Raw genomic sequence first — 26,508 nt, 5'->3', positions numbered from 1 at the left:
ATGGAGGGGAATAGAGTTTCAAAAAGGAGCATAGACATGGCGGAAATTACAGCCGCGATGGTGAAGGATCTGCGCGAGCGCTCCGGCGCCGGCATGATGGACTGCAAAAAGGCGCTGGCCGAGACGAACGGCGACATCGAAGCCGCGATCGACTGGCTGCGCGCCAAGGGCCTCGCTTCGGCCGGCAAGAAGGCGGGCCGCACCGCCGCCGAGGGTCTGGTCGGCGTTGCCGTTTCGGGCACCAAGGGCGTGGCGGTCGAGGTCAACTCCGAGACCGACTTCGTCGCCAAGAACGAGCAGTTCCAGGCATTCGTCCGCGACGTGACCAAGCTTGCGCTGGACACCGGCGACAATGTCGAGGCGCTGCTTGCCGCCGCGATGCCCTCGGGCAAGAGCGTGCAGGAAGCGCTCACCGAGAACATCGCGACGATCGGCGAGAACCAGAACCTGCGTCGCGCCAAATCGGTCAGCGTCGGCCAGGGTGCGGTCGTCTCCTATGTCCACAACGCCGCGGCGCCGGGCATGGGCAAGATCGGCGTGCTCGTCGCTCTCGAGGGCGACGCACCGGCCGACAAGCTGGAAGCGCTGGGCAAGCAGCTCGCGATGCACATCGCCGCCGCGAACCCGCTTGCGCTCTCCGGCGAAGGCATCGACCCTGCGGTGATCGAGCGCGAAGCGGCGATCGCCAAGGAAAAGGCCGCCGACAAGATCGCGGGCAAGCCGCCCGAGGTGGTCGAGAAGATCGTCAAGGGTCCGGTCGACAAGTTCCGCAAGGAAAATGCGCTGCTGACCCAGGCGTTCGTGATCGACGGCAAGACTCCGGTTCAGGACGTGGTTGCGGCGGAAGCCAAGGCCGCGGGCGGATCGATCGCGATCAAGGACTTCGTCCGCTTCCAGCTCGGCGAAGGCATCGAGAAGCAGCAGAGCGACTTCGCTGCCGAAGTCGCGGCGACGGCCGGCGTGAAGAAGGCTGAGCCGGTCTCTTGATCCTGTTTGCCCTCTCCCTAATGGGGAGAGGGCAGGCTGAGCCAGGCTCAGCCGGGAGAGGGGCTGTGTGCGGAGCCCCGCAACCCTCTCCCCGCTCGCGCCCACAGGCGCGAGTCGCCCTCTCCCGCAAGCGGGAGAGGGGTTTTCTTGCGCCTTTACCCTCACTAAGACGCCTTAGCTTCTCCCGATCGGACCATCATGACTCGCCCTCGCTTCAACCGAATCCTTCTGAAGCTGTCCGGCGAAGTGTTGATGGGCGAGGGGCACGCCATCGACCCTGCCGTCACTGCGCGTGTGGCCCGCGAGATCGCCGACGTGAAGGCGCAGGGTTACGAGATTTGCGTCGTTGTCGGCGGCGGCAACATCTTTCGGGGTCTCGCCGCAGCCGCCAAGGGCTTCGAGCGCGCGACAGCCGATTACATGGGCATGCTGGCGACCGTGATGAACGCGCTCGCCGTGCAGAACGCGCTGGAGCAGATCGGCGTCGACACCCGCGTGCAGTCGGCGATTCCTATGGCTTCGGTGTGCGAACCTTTTATCCGCCGGCGGGCCGAGCGACATCTGGAAAAGGGCCGTGTGGTGATTTTCGCGGCGGGCGTCGGCAGCCCGTTCTTCACGACCGACTCGGGCGCTGCGCTCCGCGCTGCCGAGTTGAAGTGCGACGCGCTGTTCAAGGGCACGTCCGTGGACGGCGTCTACGATGCCGATCCGAAGAAGGTCGCGACCGCAAAGCGCTTTAACACAATCAGTTATGACCGCGTTCTCGCTGACAATCTGAAAGTGATGGACGCGTCCGCCGTGGCATTGTGCCGCGACAACAATATTCCGATCGTGGTGTTCAACATCCGCGAACAGGGCAATCTGTCGCGGGTGCTGAGCGGCGAAGGCACCGCCACGATCGTCCAGATGGAAGGGGAGTGACATGCCAGCCTATAACAAGAGCGACCTGGAGCGCCGCATGCATGGCGCCGTCGAAGCCCTGAAGCACGACCTGCAAGGCCTGCGCACCGGCCGCGCGACAGTGACTTTGCTCGATCCGGTGCATGTCGAGGTCTATGGCGCCAACATGCCGCTGAACCAGGTCGCGACCGTGTCGGCGCCCGAACCGCGCATGCTGTCGGTGCAGGTGTGGGACAAGTCCAACGTGGGGCCGGTCGACAAGGCGATCCGCTCGGCGGGGCTTGGGCTCAACCCGATCGTCGACGGGCAGACGCTGCGGCTGCCGATTCCCGATCTGACCGAGGAGCGCCGCAAGGAACTCGCCAAGCTCGCTTCGCAATATGCGGAAAAGGCACGGGTCGCCGCGCGCAACGTCCGCCGCGACGGCATGGACGCGCTGAAGACCGACGAGAAGAAGCACGAGATCAGCGAGGATGAGCGCAAGCGGCACGAGACCGAAGTGCAGAAGCTGACCGACTCGACGATCGCCGAGATCGACGCCGCGTCGCACGCCAAAGAGAAAGAAATCCTGGGCAAGTGATTCCGCTTAAGGCCAGTCCTGACCAAGCGCCCGACAGCGGGGCCGGCGATCTGCCGCGGCATGTCGCCATCATCATGGACGGCAATGGCCGCTGGGCGAAGGCCCGCCGCCTGCCGCGCGTCGCCGGCCACCGCCGCGGCGTGGAAGCGGTGCGGCGGATCGTGCGCAAGGCCGGCGAGATCGGGCTGGAAGTGCTGACGCTCTACGCCTTCTCGTCCGAGAATTGGCGCCGGCCGGTGGAGGAAGTCTCCGACCTGATGGGGCTGCTGCGGCACTTCATCCGCGCCGACCTGAACGAGATCGCAGAGGCGGGCGTACGCATCCGCGTGATCGGCGACTATCGCGCCTTCCAAGACGATGTCGTGCGGCTGATCGACGATGCGATCGCGCGCACCGCCGCCAATCGCGGACTGACGCTGGTGATCGCGCTCAATTACGGATCGCAGAACGAGATTGCACGGGTGGCGCGTCAGCTCGCCGAGCGGGCGCGGGCAGGGGAGATCGAGCCTGCCGCCATCGACGCGGAGGCTATCACGGCCGAGCTGGATACCTCTGACCTACCGCCGGTCGACCTGCTGATCCGCACCTCGGGCGAGCGGCGGCTGTCGAACTTCCTGCTCTGGCAATCGGCCTATGCCGAGCTGCTGTTCGTCGATACGCTGTGGCCGGATTTCGGCGAAGCGGAACTGCTCGAGGCGCTCGGCGACTTCTCGCGACGGGAGCGCCGCTTCGGCGGGTTATGACCGGACCCAAACGCGGCGGTTCCGATCTGGCGGTGCGCACGCTGAGCGGGCTGGTGCTGATCGCCGTCGCGCTGGCGGCCCTGTGGGGCGGGGGCGTCTGGCTGTGGGTGCTGACGTCGGTGGCGTCTATGGTGATGCTCTCCGAATGGGGCAATCTGGTCCAGACCGATCCGCAGCAGCAGCGGCTGACCCTGTTTGCCGGCTGCGTGCCGCTGGCGATCATGTCGCCGCTGGCATCGGGGCCGAGCTTCTTTGCGCTGGGGCTGATCGTCGGCACCGCGTTTTTCGTGACGATCATCACCCGCAAGCCGCGGCTGGGGTTCGGCATCGCCTATGTGGCGTTCCCGGCGCTGGCGCTGCTGTTCCTGCGCGGGCAGGAAGGCGGCCTGCTGCTGACGCTCTGGACCCTCGCGACGGTGTGGGCGACCGATATCGGCGCCTATTTCGCAGGGCGGACGATCGGCGGCCCCAAGCTTGCCCCCACCGTCAGCCCGAACAAGACCTGGGCCGGCCTGATCGGGGGCGTCGTGGCGGCGTTCGTGCTGGGGCTGATCCTTTGGCGCTTCGCCGGGCTGGAAATCCAGCTTGTCTTTGCCAGCCCGATCCTGGCGGTGATCGCGCAGATCGGCGATCTCTATGAGAGCTGGCTGAAGCGGCAGGCCGGCGTGAAGGACAGCGGGACGATCCTGCCCGGCCATGGCGGCGTGCTCGACAGGCTTGACGGGCTGGTTCCGGTGGCGCCCGCTGTCGCCGCCCTCATTCTGTTGGACAAGCTGCTTTGAAGCGCACCGTCACCATTCTTGGCGCGACCGGCTCGATCGGCACCTCGACGCTCGACCTAATCGAGCGCGCGCCGGACCAGTTCGACGTGCTGGCGCTGACCGCCAAGTCGGACGTGCGCAAGCTGACCGAAATCGCGCGGCGGACGAACGCGAAGCTCGCCGTCATCGCGGACGAGAGCCGCTTGCCGGAACTCCGTGAGGCGCTGGCCGATACGAACACGCGCGTCGGGGGTGGCCCGGCCGCCGTTTTGGAGGCCGCATCAGCTGGCGCCGAATGGACGATGGCGGCCATCGTCGGCTGTGCCGGGTTGGAGCCGGTGATGGCGGCGGTGGAGCAGGGCGGCACCGTCGTGCTCGCCAACAAGGAGCCGCTTGTCTCCGCCGGCGAACTGATCCTTGAAGCTGCGGCGCGGCACGGTGCGACGATCCTGCCCGCCGATTCCGAGCATAACGCGATCTTCCAATGTTTCGACTTCGCCCGGCCCGAGCGGGTGCGGCGCATCGTCCTGACCGCGTCGGGCGGGCCGTTCCGTGACATGAGCCGGGCGGAAATGGCCAATGTCAGCGTCGAACAGGCCGTCGCGCATCCGGTCTGGTCGATGGGCGCCAAGATCTCGATCGATTCTGCTACGCTGATGAACAAGGGGCTGGAGCTGATCGAGGCGGCGCGGCTGTTCCCTGTCGACAGCGACCGGATCGAGATCATCCTGCACCGCCAGTCGGTGATCCACTCGCTCGTCGAATATGTCGACGGTTCGATGCTCGCGCAGCTCGGCTCGCCGGACATGCGTACGCCGATCGCCTATACGCTCGCCTGGCCCGACCGAATGGCGACGCCGGTCGCGCCGCTCGATCTTGCCGCGGTCGGCCGACTCGACTTCGCCGCGCCCGATCCGGAGCGATTCCCGGCGTTGCGGCTCGCCCGCGAGGCGCTCGACGCCAGCGGGGCGCGTCCCGCGGTGCTGAATGCCGCGAACGAAGTCGCAGTCGCCGCATTTCTCGACCGTCGCATCGCCTTCCTCGATATCGCCGCAATTGTGGAAGAGACGATGGAGCGCTATGACCCGCAGGCGCCCATCGTGATCGAGGACGTGATCGCGATCGACCGCGAGGCTCGGCACAAAGCCGCTGAGGCGATGAAGGTGTTCGTCGATTGACCCACGCTCCCGGTCTGTTGTTGACCATTGCCGCGTTCCTGGCCGTCATCGGCCCGCTCGTGTTCGTGCACGAACTTGGCCATTATCTCGTCGCCCGCTGGTTCGGCGTGAAGGCTGAGACCTTCTCGATCGGCTTCGGCCGCGAGCTGTTCGGCGTCACCGACAAGCGCGGCACCCGCTGGAAGTTCGGTTGGCTGCCGCTTGGCGGCTATGTCCGCTTTGCCGGTGACATGAACCCCGCCAGCCAGCCCGATCCGGACTGGATGCTGCTGCCGGCCGAAGAGCGCAACCGCACCTTCCAGGCCAAGCCGGTGTGGCAGCGAGCGCTGATCGTGGCGGCGGGCCCTGTGACCAACTTCGTGTTCGCGATCCTGATCATCGCCGGCTTCTTTATCGTCCAGGGAGAGCCGGGCACGGCCCCTATGGCGGGCCGGATCATGCCGGGATCCGTCGCCGAGAAGGCTGGGCTGCAAGCGGGCGACCTTATCCAGCGAGTCGACGGAAAGCCGGTCGACAGCTTCGCGGCGCTGTCCGCTTATGTGCGGGCGCATCCCGGTCAGCCAATCCAGGTCGAGCTTCGGCGCGGCGAGGATCAGCTCTCCAAAGACCTCACGCCAGGCGTGGCGGTCGACCTCGATCAGCACGGCAAACAGGTGCGGATCGGCGTGCTGGGCATCCAGGCGCATGCGGACTCCGTGAACCCTGTCAGGGCCGTTGCATTGGGAGCGGAAAAGAGCTGGCAAATCGTCGCCGCAATGGCCGACGGCCTTGGTGAAATTTTGACCGGCAGCCGGTCGGCCAAGGAGTTGGGCGGACCGCTGAAAATCGCGCAGGTGTCTGGGGAGGTAGCGGCCGGAGGCATCGGACCGTTCGCGTTCTTCGTCGCGCTGATCTCGATTAATCTCGGATTCATCAACCTCTTGCCAGTCCCCATGCTGGATGGCGGACATTTGCTGTTCTACGCACTCGAGGCCGTTCGCCGGAAACCGGTCGAACCTCAGGTGCAGGAATGGGCATTCCGCTCCGGTCTGCTGCTCCTTTTGGGGCTGATGCTGTTCGTGACGTTCAACGACTTGTCCTCGTTCGGTCTATGGCGCGGGCTAAGCGGGTTGATCGGCTGAGCGGGTTCAGGCAGGGCGCGAGCGGTTTTTTAACGCAATCCAAGAATTTCGGGGTGGGTATCTGGTGACGGCCTCTTCTACGTTCATGTTCCGCAACCGGCCGATCCCCGTGCTGCTCGCCGGCACGATGCTCGCCACTTTCTCCATGCCGCTCGCCGCCCAGACGCGGCAGCCGGTCACCGATCAGGCCCCGCCCGCCCAACCGGCGCAGGCGCCGGTGCTGCCGACGGGCGATGTGATCACGCAGATCAATGTCGTCGGATCGCAGCGCATCGAGCCCGATACGGTCCGCTCCTATCTCAAGCTGCGGCCGGGCGATCTCTATACCGCGGAAAAGGGCGACCAGGCGATCAAGGACCTGTTCGCGACCGAGCTGTTCGCCGATGTGACGGTGCGCGAGGCGAGCGGGGTCGTCACGATCGAGGTGAAGGAAAACCCGGTCGTCAACCGGATCATCTTCGAGGGCAACAAGCGGCTGAAAGAGGACAAGATCCTCAAGGAGATCCGGCTGGCGCCGCGCCAGATCTTCACGCGCTCCAAGGTCCGCGCCGACGTCGCCCGCATCATCGAGCTGTATCGCCGTCAGGGCCGTTACGCGGCGACGGTCGATCCGCAGATGGTCACGCTCGACCAGAACCGCGTCGACGTCGTCTATTCGATCGTCGAAGGCTCCAAGTCGCGCGTCGAGCAGATCAACATCATCGGCAACGAGAAGTTCAAGGACGGCCGACTGCGCCACGAGATGGCGACCAAGCAGGCGCGCCTGACCAGCTTCTTCAGCTCCAACACAAGCTTCGATCCGGACCGTCTGGCCTATGACCAGCAGAAGCTGCGTCAATTCTACCTGACGCAAGGCTATGCGGATTTCCGCGTCGTCTCTGCAATCGCGGAACTGACGCCTGACAAGCGCGACTTCATCATCACCTATGTGGTCGAGGAAGGGCAGCGCTATAAATTCGGCGACGTGAAGGTCGAGAGCGACCTGCGCGACTTCAAGCCGGACTTCGCCAAGTCGATCGTCCCGATGAAGAAGGGCGACTGGTACAACGCGAAGCAGGTCGAAGATACGGTCAACGGGCTTAACGAGACCGCGGGGCTGCTCGGCTATGCCTTTGCCGAAGCCGATCCAGAGTTCGACCGCGATCCGGAAAAGAAGGTGATGAACCTGACTTTCCGCCTTGCCGAAACGCCGCGCGTCTATGTCGAGCGGATCAACATCAACGGCAACACGATCACCCAGGACAAGGTCGTGCGCCGCGAATTCCGCCTGCAGGAAGGCGATCCGTTCAACACTTTCCAGGTGAAGCGCTCGAAGGATCGCATCCAGTCGCTCGGCTATTTCCAAGAAAAGTTCGAGATCGACCAGAAGCCGGGCTCGACGCCCGACCGGGTCGTGCTCGAAGCCAATCTGGAAGAAAAGCCGACCGGATCGCTCTCGCTTTCGGCCGGCTATTCGAGCCTAGAGCGGTTCCTGGTCAACGCCTCGATCGAGCAGACCAATTTCCGCGGGCTCGGCCAGTCGCTGTCGGCGTCGGTCAACTACTCGCGCTATTCCAAATCGGTCGAGCTGGGCTTCACCGAGCCGTATTTCCTCGACAAGAACATCGCGCTAGGCGGCAACGTCTTCCGCCGCGATTATAACTCATTCAATTTCATCAACGGCAACCAGCGCAACAATACCTACAGCCAGGTGCAGACCGGCTTGGGATTGCGGCTGGGTGTGCCTGTCACAGAATATACCCAACTCCAGCTTCGCTATGGCCTGTCGAAAGACGATGTCTCGCTGGACAAATTGACCTATTACACGAACGGCCAGTGCGATCCGCTGCTTGCCGGGCGCTATCTGTGCGATGCGATCGGCAATCGCCTGACTTCGTCGCTCGGCTATTCGCTCGCCTACAACACGACCGACAACGGCCTGCGCCCGACCAAGGGCAACAAGCTGGTGCTGAGCCAGGATTTCGCGGGGCTGGGCGGCAGCGTCAAATATCTGAAGACGGTTATATCGGCCGATCACTACACGAATCTTGGCCGCGGCTTCGTCGTCAACTTCAGCGCGCAGGGTGGATATATCCATTCGTTCGAAGGCACGCGGCGCGACGCATCGGGTGCGGAAGTCGATCCTGTCCGTCTGGTGGATCGCTTCTATCTGGGCCAGCCGCAAATGCGCGGCTTCGACATTCGCGGCATCGGCCCGCGCGTGCAGCGTCTGCCGTATAAGTATAACTCCGATGGAACGCCGGCGAAGGACGCGAACGGCAACTTCATACTCGATCCGACCCGCAAGACCTTGCTGGCGGACGACTCATTGGGCGGCCGCGCCTATTATCTCGGCCATATCGAAATGCAGATCCCGTTGGGCTCGGGGGCTCGCGAGCTCGGGTTGCGGCCGTCGGTGTTCGTCGACATCGGTTCGGTGTTTGGCGTCAAGCGCCCGACAACTCTTACGCTGCCGCCGGGCAGCGCGGCGCTGACGCGCGATATCCTCGACGCCAGCGGCAACAAGCAGTGCCTTGGTGCAGATGGCACCACGCTCTCTGTTCGACCCGCCTCGGGCACGTGCCCGACGGGAACCACCAACTACGCGCAGACCATCCCGGCGTTCTCCGAAGTGTTCCTGGGCGACACGCCCAAGCCGCGCGTGTCGGTGGGCTTCGGCGTCAACTGGAACTCGCCTTTCGGTCCTTTCCGAATCGATATCGCCAAAGCGCTTGTCAAATATAAGGGCGACGATACGCAGCTCGTAACTTTCAACGTAGGAACGCAATTCTGATGAAGACCATGATCAAGACGCTCGCCGCCGGCCTGGCGCTTTCGACCGCCATTGCCGCGGTTCCGGCCTCGGCGCAGGTGAACAGCATCGCCGTCGCCAATCTGGACGCCGCCGTACAGCGCTCGACCGCCTGGACGAACGCGATGACCCAGATGCAGACGACTTACAAGGCGACGCTGGACCAGCTGAACACGCGCCAGACGGCGCTGCGCAACGAGCTGCAGCCGCTCGCGACCAAGCTGGAGACCGACGCGAAGGCGCCGAACGCCAACCAGGCGGCGCTTCAAACCCAGTACAACACGCTGCAGCAGCGCCAGCAGGCGGCGCAGCAGGAACTGGCCCGCATCGGCCAGCCGGTGGTCCGCGCGCGCGCCTATGTGGAAGAGCAGATCGTCGCCAAGCTGGACGACGCGCTGAAGGCCGCGATGACGCGGAAGAACGTGAACCTGGTGCTACGCCCCGACGCCGCCCTGTCGTTCCAGCAGGCGGCCGACATCACTGCGGACGTGACGACGGAGCTCAACCGGCTCGTTCCGGCCGCCAGCATCACGCCGCCGGTCAATTGGCAGCCGGGTGGTCAGCAGGGTGCCGCGGCGCCGGCCGCTCCCGCCGCCAACCAGCAGCAGAAGCCGCAGCCGCAGGGCCGCTGATGACGGACGCGGGTGAGGGGAGCGCGGCGCGGGCGGCCGTCGGGCCGCTCGACGTTACGCGCGTGCTGGCGGCGCTTCCTCACCGCTATCCGATGCTGCTCGTCGACCGTGTCGAGGAGATCATCCCCGACCGGTCGATCGCGGCGATCAAGGCGGTGACGTTCAACGAAGGCTTCTTCCAAGGACATTTCCCGGGCCGGCCGATCATGCCGGGCGTTTTGATCGTCGAGGCGCTGGCGCAGGCCGCCGGCGTGCTCGCCGTCGAGTCGCTGGGCCTCAGCGGATCGGGCAAGCTCGTCTATTTCATGGCGATCGAAGAGGCGAAGTTCAGGAAGCCGGTGGAACCCGGCGTGCTGCTCCGCCTCGAAGTCGAGTTCGTCCAGAAGCGGGCGCGGGTCTGCAAATTCGCCGGCCGCGCGCTGGTCGACGGACAGATCGCGGCGGAAGCGAACTTTACCGCGATGATCGCGGACCCGCCGGCAGCCTGAGCGCGGTGTTGTAACTCGGCGCTGCGTCTGCTAGCGGCGCCGCTTCCTTTGGCCGGTCGGAAACCGGCCGTTCCGGAGATTTGAGATGAGAAAAGGCATTCACCCCGATTATCACACCATTAAGGTGCAGATGACCGACGGGACCACGTACGAGACCCGCTCCACCTGGGGCAAAGAAGGCGACACGCTGGCGCTCGAAATCGATCCGCTCGCGCACCCGGCCTGGACCGGCGGCAACCAGCGCCTGCTCGACGCGGGCGGCCAGGTCGCGCGCTTCAACAAGCGCTTCGGCGGCCTCAGCCTCGGCGCCAAGAAGTAAGCCATTCGGCCCTCCCCGCGAGGGGAGGGCTCAAGGCTCTACCGATAAAAATCGCCGGGATTCGGCGTCGGGCGGTGGCAGGCGAACTGATAGCCACGCTCGCAATCGCGGACCTGCATCCGCCACACATACATCGCATCGGCATAAGCGCGCTGCTGGCGGTCATATTCGCGCGCATTGGCGGCGATCTTCGCGTCCCGGCCGCGCATCGCATCGACCCATGACGCCATATCGGCATTGTATTGCGCCTGAAGATCGGCGCTGACCGCGGCGGTGCCGCCGGTCGAGCTGCCCGAGGTCATGCTGTTCGCAGCCGCCACTTCGCCGCGATTGGGCGCGTTGATCGCCTCCGTGCGGGTCTGCGGCTTGTCATAGCCGCGGTCGGTCGGCAGCGGCGCGCGCGGCGTGCCCGGATCGTCTTTCGTGCCTGGCGCAGTCGGCGGGCTGGTGGGGGCAGCGGTCTGGGCGGCGAGCGGGGCGGCCAGCGCGACCAGCGCCGCGCCCGCGATCAGGCGGATGAGCATTTCGTTCTCTCCTCTCAACGAACCTGCCGCCTTAACGGCTTGAGAGGCACACCCGTTCCGATTCAGGCCGCGGAGAAACGTCCCGTCGCTTCATCGAGGACGTGCAGTACGCCGTCCGCGATCGCGAAATAGGCGCCGTGGATCTTCAGCGTTCCGGCCGCTTCGCGCACCGGCACGCAAGGAAACGTGCGCAGATTGGCGATGCTGACGCGCACGCTCTCCAGCTCCAGCGCGCGGACTGCTTCCGGTCCTTCGCCGAGCTCCGCGACGATGCGATCGCGGGATTCGTCGAGCATCGACATCCAGCGCGCGATAAAGCCGCCCTCGCCCGGAGGGGCATCCCGGAATTGGCGCGTGAGTGCCGCATTGACCCCGCCGCAGGCGCCGTGCGCCATGACGATGATTTCCGGCACTTCGAGCTGCGTCACCGCGAATTCGAGCGCGGCCGACACACCGTGGCGCAGGCCGCCAAGCTCGAACGGCGGCACGAGCGCCGCCACGTTACGCACGACGAAGATTTCGCCGGGCGACACGTCGAAGATGATGCTTGGGTCAACCCGGCTGTCCGAACAGGCGATCACCATCGCCCGCGGCGACTGGCCTTCCTTCAGCTCGGCCCAGCGTTCCCGCTGCTGCGACCAGCCCGTCGCGCGAAACCGGCGATAGCCGGCGATCAGTTCCTCGAAACCGCTGTTCATGCGGCTCGCGTTACGGGGACAGGGCAGGGGTGGCAAGCGGCGGCGAGGCTCGCTATCTGCGCTTCATGAGCGAAGCCGACCCGATCATCAGACCGCAGCGCCAGCGCAAGCCCGACTGGATTCGCGTGAAAGCGCCGACCAGCGTCGGGTTCGCCGAGACCAAGCAATTGATGCGTCGCCTGAACCTCGCGACCGTGTGCGAGGAAGCGGCCTGCCCGAACATCGGCGAGTGCTGGACCAAGAAGCACGCGACGGTGATGATCCTGGGCGACACCTGCACGCGGGCCTGCGCCTTCTGCAACGTGAAGACCGGCATGCCGCGCGCGGTCGATGCGAAGGAGCCGCAGCACGTCGCCGATGCGGCGGCCGAGCTGGGACTGGAGCATATCGTCGTCACGTCCGTCGACCGCGACGATCTGCCCGACGGCGGCGCGTCGCAGTTCGTGAAAGTAATCGAGGCGCTGCGCCGGACCACGCCGAACACCACGATCGAGATCCTGACCCCCGATTTCCGCAACAAGCATGAAGCGGCCGTCGAAGCGATCGTCGCGGCGCGGCCCGACGTCTACAACCACAATCTGGAGACTGTGCCGCGGCTGTATCCGACGATCCGCCCCGGCGCGCGCTACTATGCGTCGTTGCGGCTACTGGAGAGCGTCAAGAAGCTGGACCCGTCGATCTTCACCAAGTCCGGCATCATGCTGGGCCTGGGCGAGCAGCGGCTGGAAGTGCACCAGGTGATGGACGACATGCGCTCCGCCGATGTCGATTTCCTGACGATGGGCCAGTATCTGCAGCCGACCCCGCGCCACGCGAAGGTCGAGGAGTTCGTGACCCCAAAGGCGTTCGACGCCTATGCAGCGATCGCGCGCGCCAAGGGCTTCCTGCTGGTCGCATCCTCGCCGCTGACGCGCTCCAGCTATCACGCCGGCGACGATTTCGCGAAGATGCGCGCGGCACGCGAGGCCAAGCTCGGCCGCTGATGCCGCGCCATTCCGAAACCCGGCAACTGCCCTATAGCCCGGAGCAGATGTTCGATCTGGTCGCGGATGTCGGCCGTTATGCCGAATTCCTGCCCTGGGTCGCGGCGGTGCGGGTTCGGTCCAACACACCGACCGAAATGGTCGCCGACTTGATCGTCGGATTCAAGGCGCTCAGGGAACGCTTCACCAGCCGCGTCCACAAGGAGCGGCCGGAACATATCCATGTCGATTATCTCGAAGGCCCGCTCAAATATCTGAGCAACGACTGGAAATTCCGGCCGGACGGGAAGGACGGCACGCTCGTCGATTTCTGTGTCGACTTCGCTTTCAAGAACCGCGTGTTCGAGGCGCTGGCCGGCCAGGTGTTCGACACCGCGCTCAGGAAGATGATCGGCGCTTTTGAGGAACGCGCGGCCGCGCTCTATGGCGCGCGCGACATTGCCGCATCGGGCATCAGCAGTTCGAGCGCGCAAAGCGCCGCCTGAAGGCGGATGCCCCCGCGGCCGAGATTGCCGAACTCGCGGCGCTCGGCCTTGATCTTGTCCGGTGAGGCGTCGCGTTCGGCGCGCGCGAACACGACCGTCCCGACCGGCTTCTTCTCGGAGCCGCCCTCCGGCCCGGCAATTCCTGTGATAGCCACCGCGACATCCACTTCGGTGCGGGCGAGCGCGCCCTGCGCCATGGCCCAGGCGGTCGCGATGGAAACGGCGCCGAACGTCTCCACCACGTCGAGCGCGACACCTGCCAGCTTGACCTTCGCGTCATTGCCATAGGTGACGAGGCTGGCCTCGAACACGTCGGAGGAACCGGGAATCTCCGTCAGCGCCGCGCCGACCAGCCCGCCGGTGCAGCTTTCCGTGACGGCAATGCGACGGCCTACGGCGCGATTGGCCTCGATCACTGCGCGCGCTTTCTCCACCAGCTCCGGCGGGAGCAGGAATTCGATGACGGGATGGGGTGTGTCGGTCATCGTACGGCCTGAGCAGGCGGCGGGCATACCGTAAAGCCCGTCGAAGACTGTTTCTTGGCGCGGCCGACCGCCTCGAAGACTATGCCCAGCAACCGCGACATGTTCGCCGGCGGCAGTGGCTCCAGTGCCTCGAGGACCTGGCTGACCGTCTCGCAATCCTTAGCCTTCACCGAACCGCCCATCTTGGCGGCGACGCCGGCGCCGATCACCTTGCGGGTGGTCTGATCGTCCAGCTTGTCGAAAAGCTTGGCATCCTCCCCGATCAGCTTGCCCATCGCCGGTCGCGCGGCCGTCCAGGCGCGCCCTGCTTCGCCATCGTAGCGCGCGGCCAGCGCCTCGCCCGAGCGGACAAGGAACGCGTCGGCGGGCAAGCTGGCGCGGCAACCGTCGCGCGTGGCGAGGATCAGGTCGGGAAGGAACGAGGTGATCAGCGCCTGAGCCTCGGGAGGCGTCAGGCAACTTTGCTCGGCGGCAGCGACGCTCTGAAGCGGCAATATGAGCGCAACGATCGCGGCGCCGATGCGAAATGATTTCATTGTCCGTCCCCCCGGAAACTGACGGTCGCGATCGCCTGCGCAGCGATGCCTTCGCCACGCCCGGTAAAGCCGAGCCGCTCCGTCGTGGTCGCCTTGACGCTAATCCGTCCGAGAGGCAGCCGCAACAGCGCGGCGATGCAGGCACGGATGGCGTCCCGATGTGGGCCGATCTTGGGCGCTTCGCAGATGATCGTCAGGTCGACATGCTCGATACGGGCGCCCTGGTCCGCGGCCAGCGAAGCGGCGTGTTCCAGGAAGCGCGACGAAGGCGCGCCGCGCCATTGCGGCTCGCTGGGCGGGAAATGCTGGCCGATATCGCCCGCGGCCATCGCGCCCAGGATCGCGTCGGTGATTGCATGCAGCGCGACGTCCGCGTCCGAATGGCCGGCCAGCCCCTTGTCATGCGGGATCAGGATGCCGCCCAGCCATAGCTCCTCGCCTTCGGCGAGCCGGTGGACATCGAAGCCCATCCCGGTGCGGAAGAGGCGCTGGCCGAGCCGGGCTTCGGCGAGTGCGAAATCCTCGGGGCGCGTGATCTTGTCGAGCATCGGGTCTCCTTCGACCAGCGCCACCGGGAAGCCGGCCGAACGCGCCATTTGCGCGTCATCGGTCGGTTCGGCCGCTTCGTTCCATGCGCGATGTGACGTCATGATGTCAGCGAAACGAAAAGCCTGGGGGGTCTGCACGCGAGCGAGGGCGTCGCGATCGGCCAGCGTTCCATCGTCCTTTCGGACGAGCGTGTCGGCAACGGCGAGGGTGGGGACGGCGCCCGATGCTTGCTCCAGCGCGGCCAGCAGGCGGTCGACCACCGCGCTCGGCACCAAAGGCCGGGCGGCGTCGTGAATGAGCACGATATCGGCGCCGCCGAGCGCCTCGATCGCGTCCAGGCCGGCGCGGACGGACAGACGCCGGGTCGCGCCGCCCTGCGCGACGGCAAGCAAGGGACGATCGCCAAGCGCCTCGCGAAGCTGCGTCTCGTCGGCGGCCACGATCACGATGCCATCGATACGCGGATGCTGGGCGAGACGGTCATAGGCGTGTGCGATGATCGGCTTGCCGGCGATGGCGCGGAACTGCTTCGGCACGCCGCCGCCCGCGCGTTCGCCTTTGCCGGCGGCGACAATCAATGCGACGACCCTGTTCACTCGCGCCCGTTAGCCGCCCTTATCCTTGCCGAAAAGGGGCTTGGACGCTATGTGCGGCCGCTCTCATGGCTCGCTTGAACCCCATCCAGATCGGTCCCGTGCGGATCGAGACGCCAGTGATCCTGGCGCCGATGACTGGCGTCACCGATCTGCCGTTCCGTCGCATCGTGCGGCGCTACGGCTCGGGGCTGAACGTCACGGAGATGATCGCGAGCCAGGCGATGATCCGGGAAACGCGCCAGTCGCTGCAGAAAGCGGCCTGGGATCCGGTCGAGGAACCGGTGTCGATGCAGCTTGCCGGCTGCTCGCCCCGGGAGATGGCCGAGGCGGCGAAGCTCAACGAGGATCGCGGGGCGGCGATCATCGACATCAACATGGGCTGTCCGGTGAAGAAGGTCGTGAACGGCGACGCCGGCTCCGCGCTGATGCGCGATATCCCGCTTGCCGCCGCGATCATCGAAGCGACGGTCAAGGCGGTGAAGGTGCCCGTCACGCTGAAGACGCGGATGGGCTGGGATCATGCGAGCCTCAATGCGCCGGAGCTTGCGCGGATCGCCGAAGACCTCGGCGTGCAGATGATCACGATCCACGGCCGCACCCGCTGCCAGATGTACAAGGGCGAGGCGGACTGGGCGTTTGTCCGCAAGGTCAAGGACGCGGTTTCGGTGCCGGTGATCGTCAACGGCGACATCTGCTCGATCGCCGATGCGGAAAAGGCGCTGGAGCAGTCCAGCGCGGACGGCGTGATGATCGGGCGCGGGGCTTACGGAAAGCCGTGGCTGCTCCGCCAGGTGATGCACTGGTTCGCGCACGGCGTGGCGCTCCCCGACCCGAGCATCGAGGAACAATATCACCTGATTGTCGAGCATTACGAAGCGATGCTCGCACATTATGGTGAGATGACCGGGGTCAACATGGCCCGCAAGCATATCGGCTGGTACACCAAGGGCCTGACCGGATCGGCCGAGTTCCGCAACCGCGTGAACCAAGAGCCCGATGGCGCGACCGTGCTCACCATGTTGCGCGAATTCTACACTCCCTGGCTGAGCCGCGCCGCCGCCTGAGAGCTGATTGCGCCGAAATGCTGTTGCGGAGGCGCAACATATGTTTGGCAAGTCGTTAAACTGTTGTATCTCTGCAACGATGAATGCCGGCCTGGCCGACTCTCCGATCCGAACTCCACGGTGGCGCCGGACTCTGTCCGTGATCTACCGTCGCTCGCGCTACATGCCCGCGGTCGAGCTGCTGACGCTGCTTGCCGCGATCGGCATCGCGGTCGGCACTTACCTCTGGCTGATCAGTCAGCCGGGGAATACGCCGCTCGCGCCCCCCCTGGTCGCGCTACTGCTGATCGCCAACCTCGTACCGGCCATGGCGCTGCTGGTGCTGTGGGGCAGGCGGGTGGCCCGCAAGCGCGCCGCCCAGTCGCCGATCGGCGGAGGAGGGCGGCTGCACGTGCGCCTCGTCGCCTTGTTCTCGGTGATCGCGGCAGTCCCGACTATCCTGGTCGTGATCTTCGCGTCGCTGCTGTTCCAATACGGGGTCGAGTTCTGGTTCTCGGACCGTGCGCGCGGCATGCTCGAGAATGCCGGCGAGCTGGCGCAGGGCTATTATCAGGAGAAGCGGCAGGAAGTCGCCGCCGAGACGGTGACGATGGCCGGCGACTTGCGCGACTATCTGGCGCAGGCGCGCTCCGACAGCCCCGAATTCGCACAGGGCTATGGCTGGCAGGTGCTCTCGCGCAAGTTCAGCGAGTCGGCGATCGTGGCGATCAGCGTCGACGGCAGCGCCCGCACCTTGGCGATGGTGAACCCGGACGCGCGGCCGGTCGAACGGCGCGTCTCGCCCGAAGTCGTCTCGCGGCTCAATCGGGGTGAGCCGGTGGTGGTCACAGACAGCCCTGACCGGATAGAGGCCGTCACCAAGCTGATGCCGGACACGAACACCTTCGTGTACGCGTCCCGCCTCTCCGACCCGCAGGCGCGCAGCCAGAGCGCCCGCGCGAAGGCGGTACTGCGCGACTATAATGCACTGCTGGAGCGGACGCGGTCGCTGCAATTGCGCTTCAACGCCGCGCTGTTGCTGATCTCGCTGCTGATCGTCGGGGCCGCGGTGTGGATCGCCCTGCGCGTGGCGGATCGGCTGGTGCGGCCGGTAGGCGAACTGGTCGATGCCGCGCGCAAGGTAACAGCGGGCGACTTGTCGGCGCGGGTCGAGACACCACGAGAGCGCGACGAAATCGGCACGCTCGCCAATGCCTTCAACCGGATGACTCATCGGCTGGAGGAACAGACCCAGCAGCTCGTGACCGCGAACGACCAGCTCGACCGCCGCAGCGCCTTCACCGAGGCCGTGCTGTCGGGCGTGACGGCAGGCGTGATTTCCGCCGATCCGGACGGCAGCATCCGCCTGATGAACAGCTCGGCGGCCGCGCTGCTGAAAGCGGGGGGCAACGAGGTCGGCCATAAGATCGGCGATATTGCGCCCGAACTCGGCGCTCTCCTCGACGGCCATGACCGCGAGGAAGTGGTGCAGCTCACCAGCGGCGGCGATCCGCGAACGCTCGCGGTCAAGATCGTCGTCAACGAGCGCGGATCGGTGCTGACGTTCGACGACATCACCCAGCAATTGCTCGACCAGCGCCGTGCGGCCTGGTCCGACGTGGCGCGCCGCATCGCGCACGAGATCAAGAACCCGCTCACCCCGATCCAGCTCGCCGCCGAGCGGCTGCAGCGCCGTTACGGCAAGGACATCACCAACGACCGCTCGACCTTCGACCGGCTGACTGAGACGATCGTGCGGCAGGTCGGCGATCTTCGCCGCATGGTCGACGAATTCTCGTCCTTCGCGCGCATGCCGAAACCGTTGTTCCGTGCCGAAGCCGTGGTCGACATAGCGCGCCAGTCGCTCTTCCTGCACGAAGTCGCGCATCCCGGCATCCGCTTTACGCTGGACGCGCCCGACCCGTCGCCGACGCTGGTGTGCGACCGGCGGCAATTGGGCCAGGCACTTACGAACCTCGTCAAGAACGGCGTTGAAGCGATTGAAAGAAAATGCGAATCAGGCCCGGTCGAGGGCCAGATCGAAATGCGGATTACGAAGGCCGACGATCGGCACCTGCTGATCGAAATCGAAGATAATGGCGCCGGCCTGCCCCCCGATCGTGGGCGGCTGTTCGAGCCCTATATGACGACCCGCGTCCGCGGCACCGGCCTTGGGCTCGCGATCGTCAAGAAGATCGTCGAGGAGCATTTCGGCACGATCGAGCTGAAGGACAGGGAAGGGGGCGGTACCATCGTTTGCATCACGCTCGATCCCGAGGCGCTGGCGCCGCTCGCCGACCGCGAACAGGACATTGAAGAAGAGCGCGCCCCCATCGCGCTGACACGGAGCTGAAGGCGTGGCGCTGGACGTACTTATCGTCGACGACGAACAGGATATTCGCGATCTCGTCTCCGGCGTGCTGGAAGACGAGGGCTATGCGACCCGCACCGCGGCGGACAGCGACGCGGCGCTGGACGCGATCCGCGACCGGCGGCCGTCGCTGGTGCTGCTCGACGTGTGGCTGCAGGGCTCGCGGCTCGACGGTCTCGAAACGCTCGACGAAATCAAGCGGCGCGACCCGTCGCTGCCTGTGCTTGTCATCTCCGGCCATGGCAATCTGGACACGGCGGTGGCGGCCGTGCGCCGCGGCGCCGCCGATTTTATCGAAAAGCCGTTCGAGGCCGAGCGCCTGCTGCTGCTCGTCAGCCGGGCGACCGAGACCGAGCGGTTGCGGCGCGAGAATGCGACGCTGAAAGCACAGGTCGGCGGCGGCGACGAGCTGACCGGGAGCTCGTCCGCGATCAATCAGGTTCGCGCGACCCTGAAGCGGGTGGCGGCGACCGGCAGCCGCGTGCTGATCACCGGCCCGGCGGGCGTCGGCAAGGAAGTCGCAGCGCGGCTGCTGCACCTCTGGAGCCCGCGCGCCGAAGCGCCGTTCGTGGTGGTCAGCGCAGCACGGATGACGCCGGAACGCGTCGAGGAGGAATTGTTCGGTGTGGAGGAGGGGGGCGAGCTCGCGCGTCCCGGCCTACTCGAACAGGCACATGGCGGGACCTTGTTCCTCGACGAGATCGCCGACATGCCCGTTACCACCCAGGCGAAGATCCTGCGCGTGCTGACCGACCAGAGCTTCGCGCGGGTCGGCGGGCAGCGCACGGTGAAGGTCGATGTCCGCGTGGTCTCGGCCACGTCGCGGCATCTGCCGGACGAGATTTCGGGCGGGCGGTTCCGCGAGGATCTATATTACCGGCTGAACGTGGTGCCGGTGCACTTGCCGCCCTTGACCGAACGCCGCGAGGACATTCCATCGCTCGTCGACCATTTCGTCGCCCGCTACGCCTCCGAACGGCGTGTGCCGACCCCGGAAGTGGCCGGCGACGCGATGGCCGCGCTGCAGGCCTATGACTGGCCGGGCAACGTCCGCCAGCTCCGCAATATCGTCGAGCGCACCATCATCATGGCGCCGGGTGACCGAATCGGGCGAATCGACATCGATATGCTTCCCGCCGAAGTGCTGAGCGATCAGCCGCAGCTCGCTTCGAACGCGACCACGACGGCAATGATGGGCGCGCCGCTTCGCGAAGCGCGGGAAACCTTCGAGCGCGAATATCTTCGCGTCCAAATTCGTCGCTTTTCCGGGAACATATCGCGCACTGCGAGCTTCATCGGAATGGAGCGTTCAGCGTTGCACCGGAAGCTGAAGCTGCTGGGCCTCGCGGACTCCCGAGACGAAGAATAGCGTCGACTCGACGGTCTTAAGCTTTACAGCTATGGACTGAAGCGCTTCCACAGGGGGAGCCGAGAAGCCGCCAGCAAGAGCGGAGGTGCTGTTATGGCCGATAAGGTCAACAATCTTCAGGACATTTTCCTGAATTCGCTGCGCAAGTCCAAGACGCCGGTGACCATGTTCCTGGTCAAGGGCGTGAAGCTGCAGGGGATCATCACCTGGTTCGACAATTTCTCGGTGCTGCTGCGCCGGGATGGCAACTCGCAGCTTGTCTACAAGCATGCGATCTCGACGGTGATGCCGGCGGGGCCAGTCGATCTGGGCCCGATCGAAAAGGCGTTCGCGGACGGGCAGAAAAAGCCGGTGCTGCTTCAGGAAGTGTTCCTGAGCGCCGTCCGTCGCAGCGAGGATCCCGTCACCATGTTCCTGGTGAACGGCGTCATGCTGCAAGGGGAGGTCGCCGCGTTCGACCTGTTCTGTCTGCTGCTGCGCCGCGAAAGCCAGACGCAGCTTGTCTACAAACATGCGATCTCCACCGTGCAGCCGTCGCACCCGTTGAACCTGGCCGAGGAGCAGGCGCAGGGCGATTGACGCGGTTGTCCGGCCGCGTCGAACGCCTATCTCCCATCCGATGACCGGTTTTCAGCGCGACTATGACGAATTCGCCCGCGGCGCGCGGGCCGTGATCGCTTATCCCGATTTGCGGAACGCGGATGGGCGAGACACGGACGCGCGGCTGGACGAGGCGGCAGGGCTTGCCGAAGCAATCGGCATCGACGTGGTCGAGCGGCTCGCGTTCCGCGTGCGTGCGCCGAAGCCGGCGACCCTGTTCGGCAGCGGCCAAGTCGAGGAGATCGCGACCGCCGTTCGTGCTCAGGAGGCGCAGCTTGTCGTCGTCGATGGCGCGATCAGCCCTGTGCAGCAGCGCAATCTGGAAGAAGCGACCAAGGCCAAGGTGATCGACCGCACCGGGCTGATCCTGGAAATCTTCGGCGAGCGCGCGGCGACGGCGGAAGGCCGGCTGCAAGTTGAGCTCGCGCATCTGGATTATCAGGCGGGCCGGCTGGTCAGGAGCTGGACCCACCTGGAGCGGCAGCGCGGCGGTTTCGGGTTCCTCGGCGGCCCGGGCGAAACCCAGATCGAGGCCGACCGCCGCTTGATCCGCGACCGCATGGCGAAGCTGCGCCGCGAACTGGAGACGGTGAGCCGCACGCGCACGCTGCACCGCGACCGCCGCCGCCGCGCGCCCTGGCCGGTGATCGCGCTGGTCGGCTACACCAACGCCGGCAAGTCGACGCTGTTCAACCGCCTAACCGGCGCCGACGTCATGGCCGAAAACCTGCTGTTCGCGACGCTTGATCCGACGATGCGGCAGATCGCGCTGCCGGGGCTCGACAAGGCGATCCTGTCCGACACCGTCGGTTTCGTGTCCGACCTGCCGACCCAGCTTGTCGCCGCTTTCCGCGCGACCTTGGAGGAAGTGATCTCGGCCGACCTGATCGTCCATGTCCGCGACATCGCGCACCCGGACAGCGACGCGCAGCGCGCCGATGTCGAGCGCGTGCTTGCAGAAATCGGTGCCGAAGCGCCGCGGATCGAGGCGTGGAACAAGCTCGACCAGCTCGACGCCGAGCAGCGGGGCCAGGTCGAAGCGGAAGCGGCGCGGCGGGAGGACGTCGCGCTGATCTCGGCCTTGTCGGGGGAGGGCGTGGAGGCGCTCCAGCGGCTCATGTCCGACCGGCTGACGGGCGCCAATCGGGTGCGCCATGTCGAGCTGCCGATCGGCAATGGCGCGGCGGCAGCCTGGCTGCACGAGCATGGCGAAGTGCTCGAAGAGACGATCGGCGACGAACGAATCGCTTATGAAGTGCGGCTGTCCGACCGCGACTGGGACCGGTTTCAGGCGCGCTCCTTGGCCTGAACCCAAAGCGCTTCCTTGTCATCGAGGCTGAGCGCGGCGAAGCGCTGGTCCATCGTTTCCATCGCACGGAAGCGGCGCTCGAACTTGGCGTTGGCCCGGCGGAGGGCGGTTTCCGGATCGATCTTTAGATGACGTGCGAAGTTGACCGCCGCGAAGAGCAGGTCGCCGACTTCCTCCTCCAGCTCCTCGGCCGGCGCGGCGGCGATCTCGTCCAGCTCCTCGAGAATCTTGGCGCGGGCGCCGCTGGCGTCGGGCCAGTCGAAACCGGTCCGCGCGGCACGCTTCTGCAGTTTTTCGGCGCGGAGCAACGCCGGCAAGGCGTGGGCGACGCCGGCCAGCGCGCTCGGATCGTCCTTGGCGGTGCGTTCCTCGGCCTTCAGCGCCTCCCAGCCGGGCGAATGCTCGTGATCGCCGAAGACGTGCGGATGGCGGCGCTCCATCTTGTCGGCGATCGCGGTCAGCACGTCGGCAAGATCGAACCGCCCAAGTTCCTCGGCCATGCGCGCGTGGAACACGACCTGAAGCGCCAAGTCGCCGAGCTCGTCCTTAAGCGCATCGAGGTCGTCGCGCTCGATCGCGTCGGCGACCTCATAGGCTTCCTCGATCGTGTACGGCGCGATCGTTGCGAAAGTCTGCTGCACGTCCCATTCGCAGCCGCGCTCAGGATCGCGCAAACGCGCCATGATTTTGGCGAGACGATCGAGCGCGAGGGGAGCCACGGAAGCGTCCATATCAAATCCCGATAATATACATTATGTAAAGCAATATCAGCTATCGCCTTTCACGTGAGGGTGATGCGGTTCGAGCACCAGTGTGCGCCCTTCCACGCGCCACCCCTTTAGCGACGACAGAAAGTTCATGCCGAGCACGTTCATCTCGCCGAACGCCGGCGACACCACCGCGCCCAGATCCTTGGACAGGATTGGCCCCAGGGTCAGCCGGCGGATGTTCGTACGATCGGCACGGACCGCGCCATTGGCGGTCTCGATGACGACCGGAAAGCCGCCGCGATCAATGTTCAGCTCGGCGGCTTCCGCCGCGTCGCTCGACAAAGCCGTGGTCGTCGCGCCGCTGTCGATCAGGAAGCGTTGCTCATGCCCATTGATGCGCGCGCGCACCCAGAAATGGCCGTCGGGCGCCATCGGCACTCTGAGCGTGCCGCCAACCGTCTGGCCGCGCTCGCCGAGCAGATCGCCGGCCACGCGCTGCACGACCGCGTTCAGCTCGAACCGATAGCTGTAGCCGACCAGCACCGCGGCGAAGATCAGCAGCCAGCCGGCAACCATTCGCGCGACATCGCCCAGCCGCATGCGGCGTGACAACAGGCTTGAGCCGACCAAAGTCAGCATCATCACGGCGCCCAGCACTTGGGCGGTCTGATCACCCGTCACAGCAGGATCGCCTGGTTGTCATATGCCGGCTGCACTCCTGCGGGAAGTTCGGCCAGCAAGCTCTTGTAGTCCATCGAATTATCCATGTGCGTCAGCAGCGTTCGCTTCGGCGCCAACTCCGCGGCCCAGCCGAGCACTTCGCCCAGATGCGGATGGGTCGGGTGCGGCCGCCGCCGGAGCGCGTCGACGACCCAGAGGCCCAGCCCCGAATATAGGGTCCGCATCGCGTCCGTCATCGCATGGAAGTCTGTGGCGTAAGCCGCTGTCTTTCCCTCGGCCTCGAAGCGCAGCCCTGCCGAGGTGATCGAACCGTGGGGCTGGTCGACAACGCGGACATCGATGTCGCCGATTCGGATCGCGTCCGGAAGCTCGGCGAGGGTGGCTGTGGCGGGATAGCCATCCGCCCCTTCGAACACATAGGCGAAACGGCCGCGGAGCACTGCGATCGTCGCCGGCCGGGCATAGCCCGCGATCGGCGCGCCGGCGTTGTGGAAGAGCTGGCGCAGATCGTCGAGGCCGTGGACATGATCGGCATGATCGTGCGTCCAGATCACCGCATCGATCTGGCCTACCCGGGCATCCAGCAATTGCGCGCGCAGATCAGGCGAGGTGTCGACCAGGATCGTGGTTGATGCCGTGTTAACCAGAATCGACACGCGCCGCCTGGCGTTGCGCGGCTCGGTGGGATCGCAAGCGCCCCAATCATTCCCGATCCGCGGAACGCCCGAGGACGTCCCGCAGCCGAGGATCGTCACCTTCACGCAGCGGCCTTAGTGAAGAGCGCCTGGAAATTGCGCGTGGTCGCCTCGCCCAGCGCTTCCGCGGTCGTACCGCGCAGGCCGGCGAGAAAGCGCGCGGTGTCGGCGACGAAGGCCGGCTCGCAGGTCTTTCCCCGGTGCGGGACGGGCGCGAGGAACGGCGAGTCGGTCTCGATCAGCAGCCGGTCCTCCGGGATGCGCGCGGCGGTCTCTTGCAGGTCCTTGGCGTTATTGAACGTCACGATGCCGGAGATGGAGATATAGAGGCCCAAATCCAATGCCTTGTCGGCGAAAGCTCCGCTCGCGGTGAAGCAGTGGATGACGCCGGTATAGGTGCCCTTCTCCATTTCGTCGGCGAGAATGTCCGCGGTGTCCTGCTCCGCATCGCGGGTGTGGACGATCAGCGGCAGTGCGGTTTCGCGGGCAGCGGCGATGTGGGAACGGAAGCTCGCCCGCTGACGGTCGCGGTCCGAATGATCGTAGTAATAATCCAGGCCGGTCTCGCCGATCGCGATCACTTTTGGGTGCGCGGCCTTCGTGACCAGCTTGCCGGTGTCGACGTCAGGATGCGCGTCGGCTTCGTGCGGATGGATGCCGATCGAGGCCCAGATGTCCGGATCGGTCGCGGCAGTGGCGACGATCGCGTCCCATTCGCTCTCGCGCGTCGAGATGTTGAGCATCGTGCCCACCCCCGCCGCCCGCGCCCGCGAGATGACGGCGGCCTGTTCCTCGACCAGGCCCTTGTAATTCAGGTGGCAGTGGCTGTCGGTGAGCATGTCGCTTAGCTGGCGGCTTCCGCCGGCAGTTCAAGACGCGGGAAGATCGGGCTCGGTGGCTGGAGCTGGGCGGAGTCGATCCAGTTGCGGTCCGCTAATTCGGCATAAACGCGGCCACTCGCGCCGAGCATGTCGAGTAATTTGTCGGCCGAAGCCGGAATGATCGGTCGGATTGCGATGGCCAAGTCGCGGATCGCGAGCACCAGCGTGCGAAGCACGGCTTCCATCCGCTCGGGATCGGTCTTGCGGAGCGTCCAGGGCGCTTGGGCGTCGACATATTGATTGCAGGCGAACACGGCGCGCATCCAGGCTTCGCAGCCTTCGGACAATGCGAGCCGCTCGAACGCCTCGGGCAGTTCCTCGCGGGTTGCCTTGGCGACAATGGTCAGCAGCTCGGCATCGGCAGGTTCGGGTCGCCCCTCGCCCGGCACGTGTCCGACATTCTTGGCGATAAAGCTCAGCACGCGCTGGGCGAGATTGCCGAAGCTGTTGGCGAGATCGGCGTTGGCGCGGGTGACGATCGCCTCGTCCGAATAGCTGCCGTCCTGCCCGAACACGACTTCGCGGAGCAGAAAATAGCGAAGCGCATCGACGCCATAGCGTTCGGCAAGCTCCATCGGATCGACGACGTTGCCCGTCGACTTCGACATCTTTTCGCCGCGGTGAAGCAGGAAACCGTGCGCGAACACGCGCTTCGGCAACGCAATGCCTGCCGACATCAGGAAGGCCGGCCAATAGACGGTGTGGAAGCGGGTGATGTCCTTGCCGATGATGTGGAAGGTCGCCGGCCAGTAATTCATCGCACCGGGATAGCCGACGCCGGTGATGTACGAGGTCAGCGCATCGACCCAGACGTACATGACATGGCCGTCGGCGCCGGGCACCTTGACGCCCCAATCGAAGCTGGTGCGCGACACCGACAGGTCGGCGAGCCCGCCTTCGACGAAACGCAGCACCTCGTTGCGTCGGCTTTCCGGGCGGATGAAGTTCGGGTTTGAGGCATAATGGTCCAGCAACGGCTGCTGGTATTTGGACAGGCGGAAGAACCAGGTTTCTTCGACGGTCCATTCGACGGGCGTGCCCTGGGGCGAGAGGTTTGCGCCCCCTTCCCCTTCGATCAGTTCCTTCTCGTCGTAGAAGGCCTCGTCGCGGACGGAGTACCAGCCTTCGTAGCGGCCGAGATACAGGTCGCCATTCGCTTCCATCGCCTGCCAGATCGCCCGGCTGGCTTCGTGGTGCGCGGGCTCGGTCGTGCGGATGAAGCGGTCATAGGAGATGTTCAGAACGCGATCCATCTCCTGGAAATATCCGGACATTTCGTCGGCAAGGGCTTTCGTCTCGACGCCGCGGTCGCGGGCCGTCTGGGCCATTTTCAGGCCGTGCTCGTCGGTGCCGGTCAGGAAGAAGGTGTCGCGGCCCATCATCCGCTGGAAGCGGGCGATCGCATCGGTCGCGATCGCTTCATAGGCATGGCCGATATGCGGGCGGCCGTTCGGATACGCGATGGCGGTGGTGATGTAGAAAGGTTCGGCCAT

General features: G+C 65.6%; 28 protein-coding genes. 18 read left to right on the top strand and 10 right to left on the bottom strand.

Annotated features, from left to right (window positions below; translation table 11 throughout):
• The first annotated feature begins 36 nt into the window (after positions 1-36).
• From tsf to rpmE, 11 genes are all read left to right on the top strand, one after another.
• On the top strand, positions 37-987 hold the full coding sequence (gene tsf, locus ACFSCW_RS09005) for a translation elongation factor Ts (protein WP_380888509.1): 951 nt from the start codon (positions 37-39) through the stop codon (positions 985-987).
• A gap of 198 nt (positions 988-1,185) precedes the next feature.
• Entirely contained in the window at positions 1,186-1,908 is a 723-nt protein-coding gene (pyrH, locus tag ACFSCW_RS09000; protein WP_380888508.1) for a UMP kinase, read from the top strand.
• Between the two features lies 1 nt (position 1,909).
• The gene (gene frr, locus ACFSCW_RS08995; RefSeq protein WP_380888507.1) at positions 1,910-2,467 is read left to right on the top strand and encodes a ribosome recycling factor; all 558 of its coding nucleotides are present in this window, start codon (positions 1,910-1,912) and stop codon (positions 2,465-2,467) included.
• Positions 2,464-3,210 carry an isoprenyl transferase gene (locus tag ACFSCW_RS08990; RefSeq protein WP_380888506.1) on the top strand — a complete coding sequence of 249 codons (747 nt, stop codon included), beginning with the start codon at positions 2,464-2,466 and terminating at the stop codon, positions 3,208-3,210. Before frr ends, ACFSCW_RS08990 begins: the two co-directional genes overlap by 4 nt.
• Complete coding sequence (locus ACFSCW_RS08985) at positions 3,207-3,992, top strand: phosphatidate cytidylyltransferase (RefSeq protein WP_380888505.1); 786 nt, start codon at positions 3,207-3,209, stop codon at positions 3,990-3,992. The genes ACFSCW_RS08990 and ACFSCW_RS08985 overlap by 4 nt, the downstream gene beginning before the upstream one ends.
• Positions 3,989-5,149: a 1-deoxy-D-xylulose-5-phosphate reductoisomerase gene (locus ACFSCW_RS08980; RefSeq protein WP_380888504.1), complete on the top strand. Its 1,161-nt coding sequence runs from the start codon at positions 3,989-3,991 to the stop codon at positions 5,147-5,149. Before ACFSCW_RS08985 ends, ACFSCW_RS08980 begins: the two co-directional genes overlap by 4 nt.
• Positions 5,146-6,270, top strand: coding sequence for an RIP metalloprotease RseP (gene rseP / locus ACFSCW_RS08975; protein ID WP_380888503.1), 1,125 nt, complete (start codon positions 5,146-5,148; stop codon positions 6,268-6,270). The genes ACFSCW_RS08980 and rseP overlap by 4 nt, the downstream gene beginning before the upstream one ends.
• Positions 6,271-6,355: 85 nt before the next feature.
• Complete coding sequence (bamA, locus tag ACFSCW_RS08970; RefSeq protein ID WP_380890070.1) at positions 6,356-9,043, top strand: outer membrane protein assembly factor BamA; 2,688 nt, start codon at positions 6,356-6,358, stop codon at positions 9,041-9,043.
• On the top strand, positions 9,043-9,693 hold the full coding sequence (locus ACFSCW_RS08965) for an OmpH family outer membrane protein (RefSeq protein ID WP_380888502.1): 651 nt from the start codon (positions 9,043-9,045) through the stop codon (positions 9,691-9,693). The genes bamA and ACFSCW_RS08965 overlap by 1 nt, the downstream gene beginning before the upstream one ends.
• The gene (gene fabZ, locus ACFSCW_RS08960; RefSeq protein WP_380888501.1) at positions 9,693-10,181 is read left to right on the top strand and encodes a 3-hydroxyacyl-ACP dehydratase FabZ; all 489 of its coding nucleotides are present in this window, start codon (positions 9,693-9,695) and stop codon (positions 10,179-10,181) included. The genes ACFSCW_RS08965 and fabZ overlap by 1 nt, the downstream gene beginning before the upstream one ends.
• 85 nt (positions 10,182-10,266) lie before the next feature.
• Positions 10,267-10,500 carry a 50S ribosomal protein L31 gene (gene rpmE / locus ACFSCW_RS08955; RefSeq protein ID WP_380888500.1) on the top strand — a complete coding sequence of 78 codons (234 nt, stop codon included), beginning with the start codon at positions 10,267-10,269 and terminating at the stop codon, positions 10,498-10,500.
• A 38-nt stretch (positions 10,501-10,538) separates the two neighbouring features.
• Here the strand turns inward: rpmE and ACFSCW_RS08950 are convergent, their stop codons facing one another.
• Positions 10,539-11,024: a hypothetical protein gene (locus ACFSCW_RS08950; RefSeq protein WP_380888499.1), complete on the bottom strand. Its 486-nt coding sequence runs from the start codon at positions 11,022-11,024 to the stop codon at positions 10,539-10,541.
• 62 nt (positions 11,025-11,086) lie between these two features.
• Positions 11,087-11,722, bottom strand: a complete 636-nt coding sequence (locus ACFSCW_RS08945) for a carbonic anhydrase (RefSeq protein WP_380888498.1) — start codon at positions 11,720-11,722, stop codon at positions 11,087-11,089.
• A gap of 65 nt (positions 11,723-11,787) precedes the next feature.
• Between ACFSCW_RS08945 and lipA the strand changes: the two genes are divergently transcribed.
• Together lipA and ACFSCW_RS08935 are read left to right on the top strand one after the other, a co-directional pair.
• A complete protein-coding gene (lipA, locus tag ACFSCW_RS08940) occupies positions 11,788-12,705 on the top strand; it encodes a lipoyl synthase (RefSeq protein WP_380888497.1) in 918 nt (305 codons plus the stop codon).
• A complete protein-coding gene (locus tag ACFSCW_RS08935) occupies positions 12,705-13,190 on the top strand; it encodes a type II toxin-antitoxin system RatA family toxin (RefSeq protein WP_380888496.1) in 486 nt (161 codons plus the stop codon). Before lipA ends, ACFSCW_RS08935 begins: the two co-directional genes overlap by 1 nt.
• Here the strand turns inward: ACFSCW_RS08935 and ACFSCW_RS08930 are convergent.
• The 3 genes from ACFSCW_RS08930 to ACFSCW_RS08920 are packed head-to-tail and all read right to left on the bottom strand — an operon-like array spanning position 13,127 to position 15,356.
• Entirely contained in the window at positions 13,127-13,675 is a 549-nt protein-coding gene (locus tag ACFSCW_RS08930; protein ID WP_380888495.1) for a CinA family protein, read from the bottom strand. The genes ACFSCW_RS08935 and ACFSCW_RS08930 overlap by 64 nt on opposite strands.
• A complete protein-coding gene (locus ACFSCW_RS08925; RefSeq protein ID WP_380888494.1) occupies positions 13,672-14,211 on the bottom strand; it encodes a hypothetical protein in 540 nt (179 codons plus the stop codon). The genes ACFSCW_RS08930 and ACFSCW_RS08925 overlap by 4 nt, the downstream gene beginning before the upstream one ends.
• Positions 14,208-15,356, bottom strand: coding sequence for a bifunctional 2-C-methyl-D-erythritol 4-phosphate cytidylyltransferase/2-C-methyl-D-erythritol 2,4-cyclodiphosphate synthase (locus ACFSCW_RS08920; protein ID WP_380888493.1), 1,149 nt, complete (start codon positions 15,354-15,356; stop codon positions 14,208-14,210). The genes ACFSCW_RS08925 and ACFSCW_RS08920 overlap by 4 nt, the downstream gene beginning before the upstream one ends.
• Before the next feature lie 65 nt (positions 15,357-15,421).
• On the opposite strand from ACFSCW_RS08920, the gene dusB reads away from it, so the two are divergent.
• The 5 genes from dusB (at position 15,422) to hflX (ending at position 22,048) form a co-directional block, all read left to right on the top strand.
• The gene (dusB, locus tag ACFSCW_RS08915; RefSeq protein WP_380888492.1) at positions 15,422-16,420 is read left to right on the top strand and encodes a tRNA dihydrouridine synthase DusB; all 999 of its coding nucleotides are present in this window, start codon (positions 15,422-15,424) and stop codon (positions 16,418-16,420) included.
• A gap of 79 nt (positions 16,421-16,499) precedes the next feature.
• Positions 16,500-18,752 carry a sensor histidine kinase gene (locus tag ACFSCW_RS08910; protein ID WP_380888491.1) on the top strand — a complete coding sequence of 751 codons (2,253 nt, stop codon included), beginning with the start codon at positions 16,500-16,502 and terminating at the stop codon, positions 18,750-18,752.
• Positions 18,753-18,756: 4 nt separating this feature from the next.
• Positions 18,757-20,139: a nitrogen assimilation response regulator NtrX gene (gene ntrX, locus ACFSCW_RS08905; RefSeq protein WP_380888490.1), complete on the top strand. Its 1,383-nt coding sequence runs from the start codon at positions 18,757-18,759 to the stop codon at positions 20,137-20,139.
• A gap of 36 nt (positions 20,140-20,175) precedes the next feature.
• Positions 20,176-20,718, top strand: a complete 543-nt coding sequence (gene hfq, locus ACFSCW_RS08900) for an RNA chaperone Hfq (RefSeq protein ID WP_380890069.1) — start codon at positions 20,176-20,178, stop codon at positions 20,716-20,718.
• Positions 20,719-20,758: 40 nt separating this feature from the next.
• Entirely contained in the window at positions 20,759-22,048 is a 1,290-nt protein-coding gene (gene hflX / locus ACFSCW_RS08895; RefSeq protein ID WP_380888489.1) for a GTPase HflX, read from the top strand.
• On the opposite strand, the gene mazG is transcribed toward hflX, so the two are convergent.
• Genes mazG through metG form a run of 5 tightly spaced genes read right to left on the bottom strand, consistent with a single transcriptional unit; the run spans position 22,027 to position 26,508 of the window.
• Complete coding sequence (gene mazG, locus ACFSCW_RS08890) at positions 22,027-22,779, bottom strand: nucleoside triphosphate pyrophosphohydrolase (protein ID WP_380888488.1); 753 nt, start codon at positions 22,777-22,779, stop codon at positions 22,027-22,029. The two genes, hflX and mazG, sit on opposite strands and share 22 nt — an antisense overlap.
• Before the next feature lie 36 nt (positions 22,780-22,815).
• The gene (locus ACFSCW_RS08885; RefSeq protein WP_380888487.1) at positions 22,816-23,439 is read right to left on the bottom strand and encodes a retropepsin-like aspartic protease family protein; all 624 of its coding nucleotides are present in this window, start codon (positions 23,437-23,439) and stop codon (positions 22,816-22,818) included.
• Positions 23,436-24,200, bottom strand: a complete 765-nt coding sequence (locus ACFSCW_RS08880; protein ID WP_380888486.1) for an MBL fold metallo-hydrolase — start codon at positions 24,198-24,200, stop codon at positions 23,436-23,438. Before ACFSCW_RS08880 ends, ACFSCW_RS08885 begins: the two co-directional genes overlap by 4 nt.
• Positions 24,197-24,973, bottom strand: a complete 777-nt coding sequence (locus ACFSCW_RS08875) for a TatD family hydrolase (protein WP_380888485.1) — start codon at positions 24,971-24,973, stop codon at positions 24,197-24,199. Before ACFSCW_RS08875 ends, ACFSCW_RS08880 begins: the two co-directional genes overlap by 4 nt.
• Positions 24,974-24,978: 5 nt before the next feature.
• Entirely contained in the window at positions 24,979-26,508 is a 1,530-nt protein-coding gene (gene metG, locus ACFSCW_RS08870) for a methionine--tRNA ligase (RefSeq protein WP_380888484.1), read from the bottom strand.

The sequence above is a fragment of the Sphingomonas tabacisoli genome (assembly GCF_042678385.1).
Lineage (GTDB): Bacteria > Pseudomonadota > Alphaproteobacteria > Sphingomonadales > Sphingomonadaceae > Sphingomonas_B > Sphingomonas_B tabacisoli.
The sequence above is the reverse complement of the archived record's forward strand: the minus strand, read 5'-3'. Positions and strand labels throughout refer to the sequence as shown.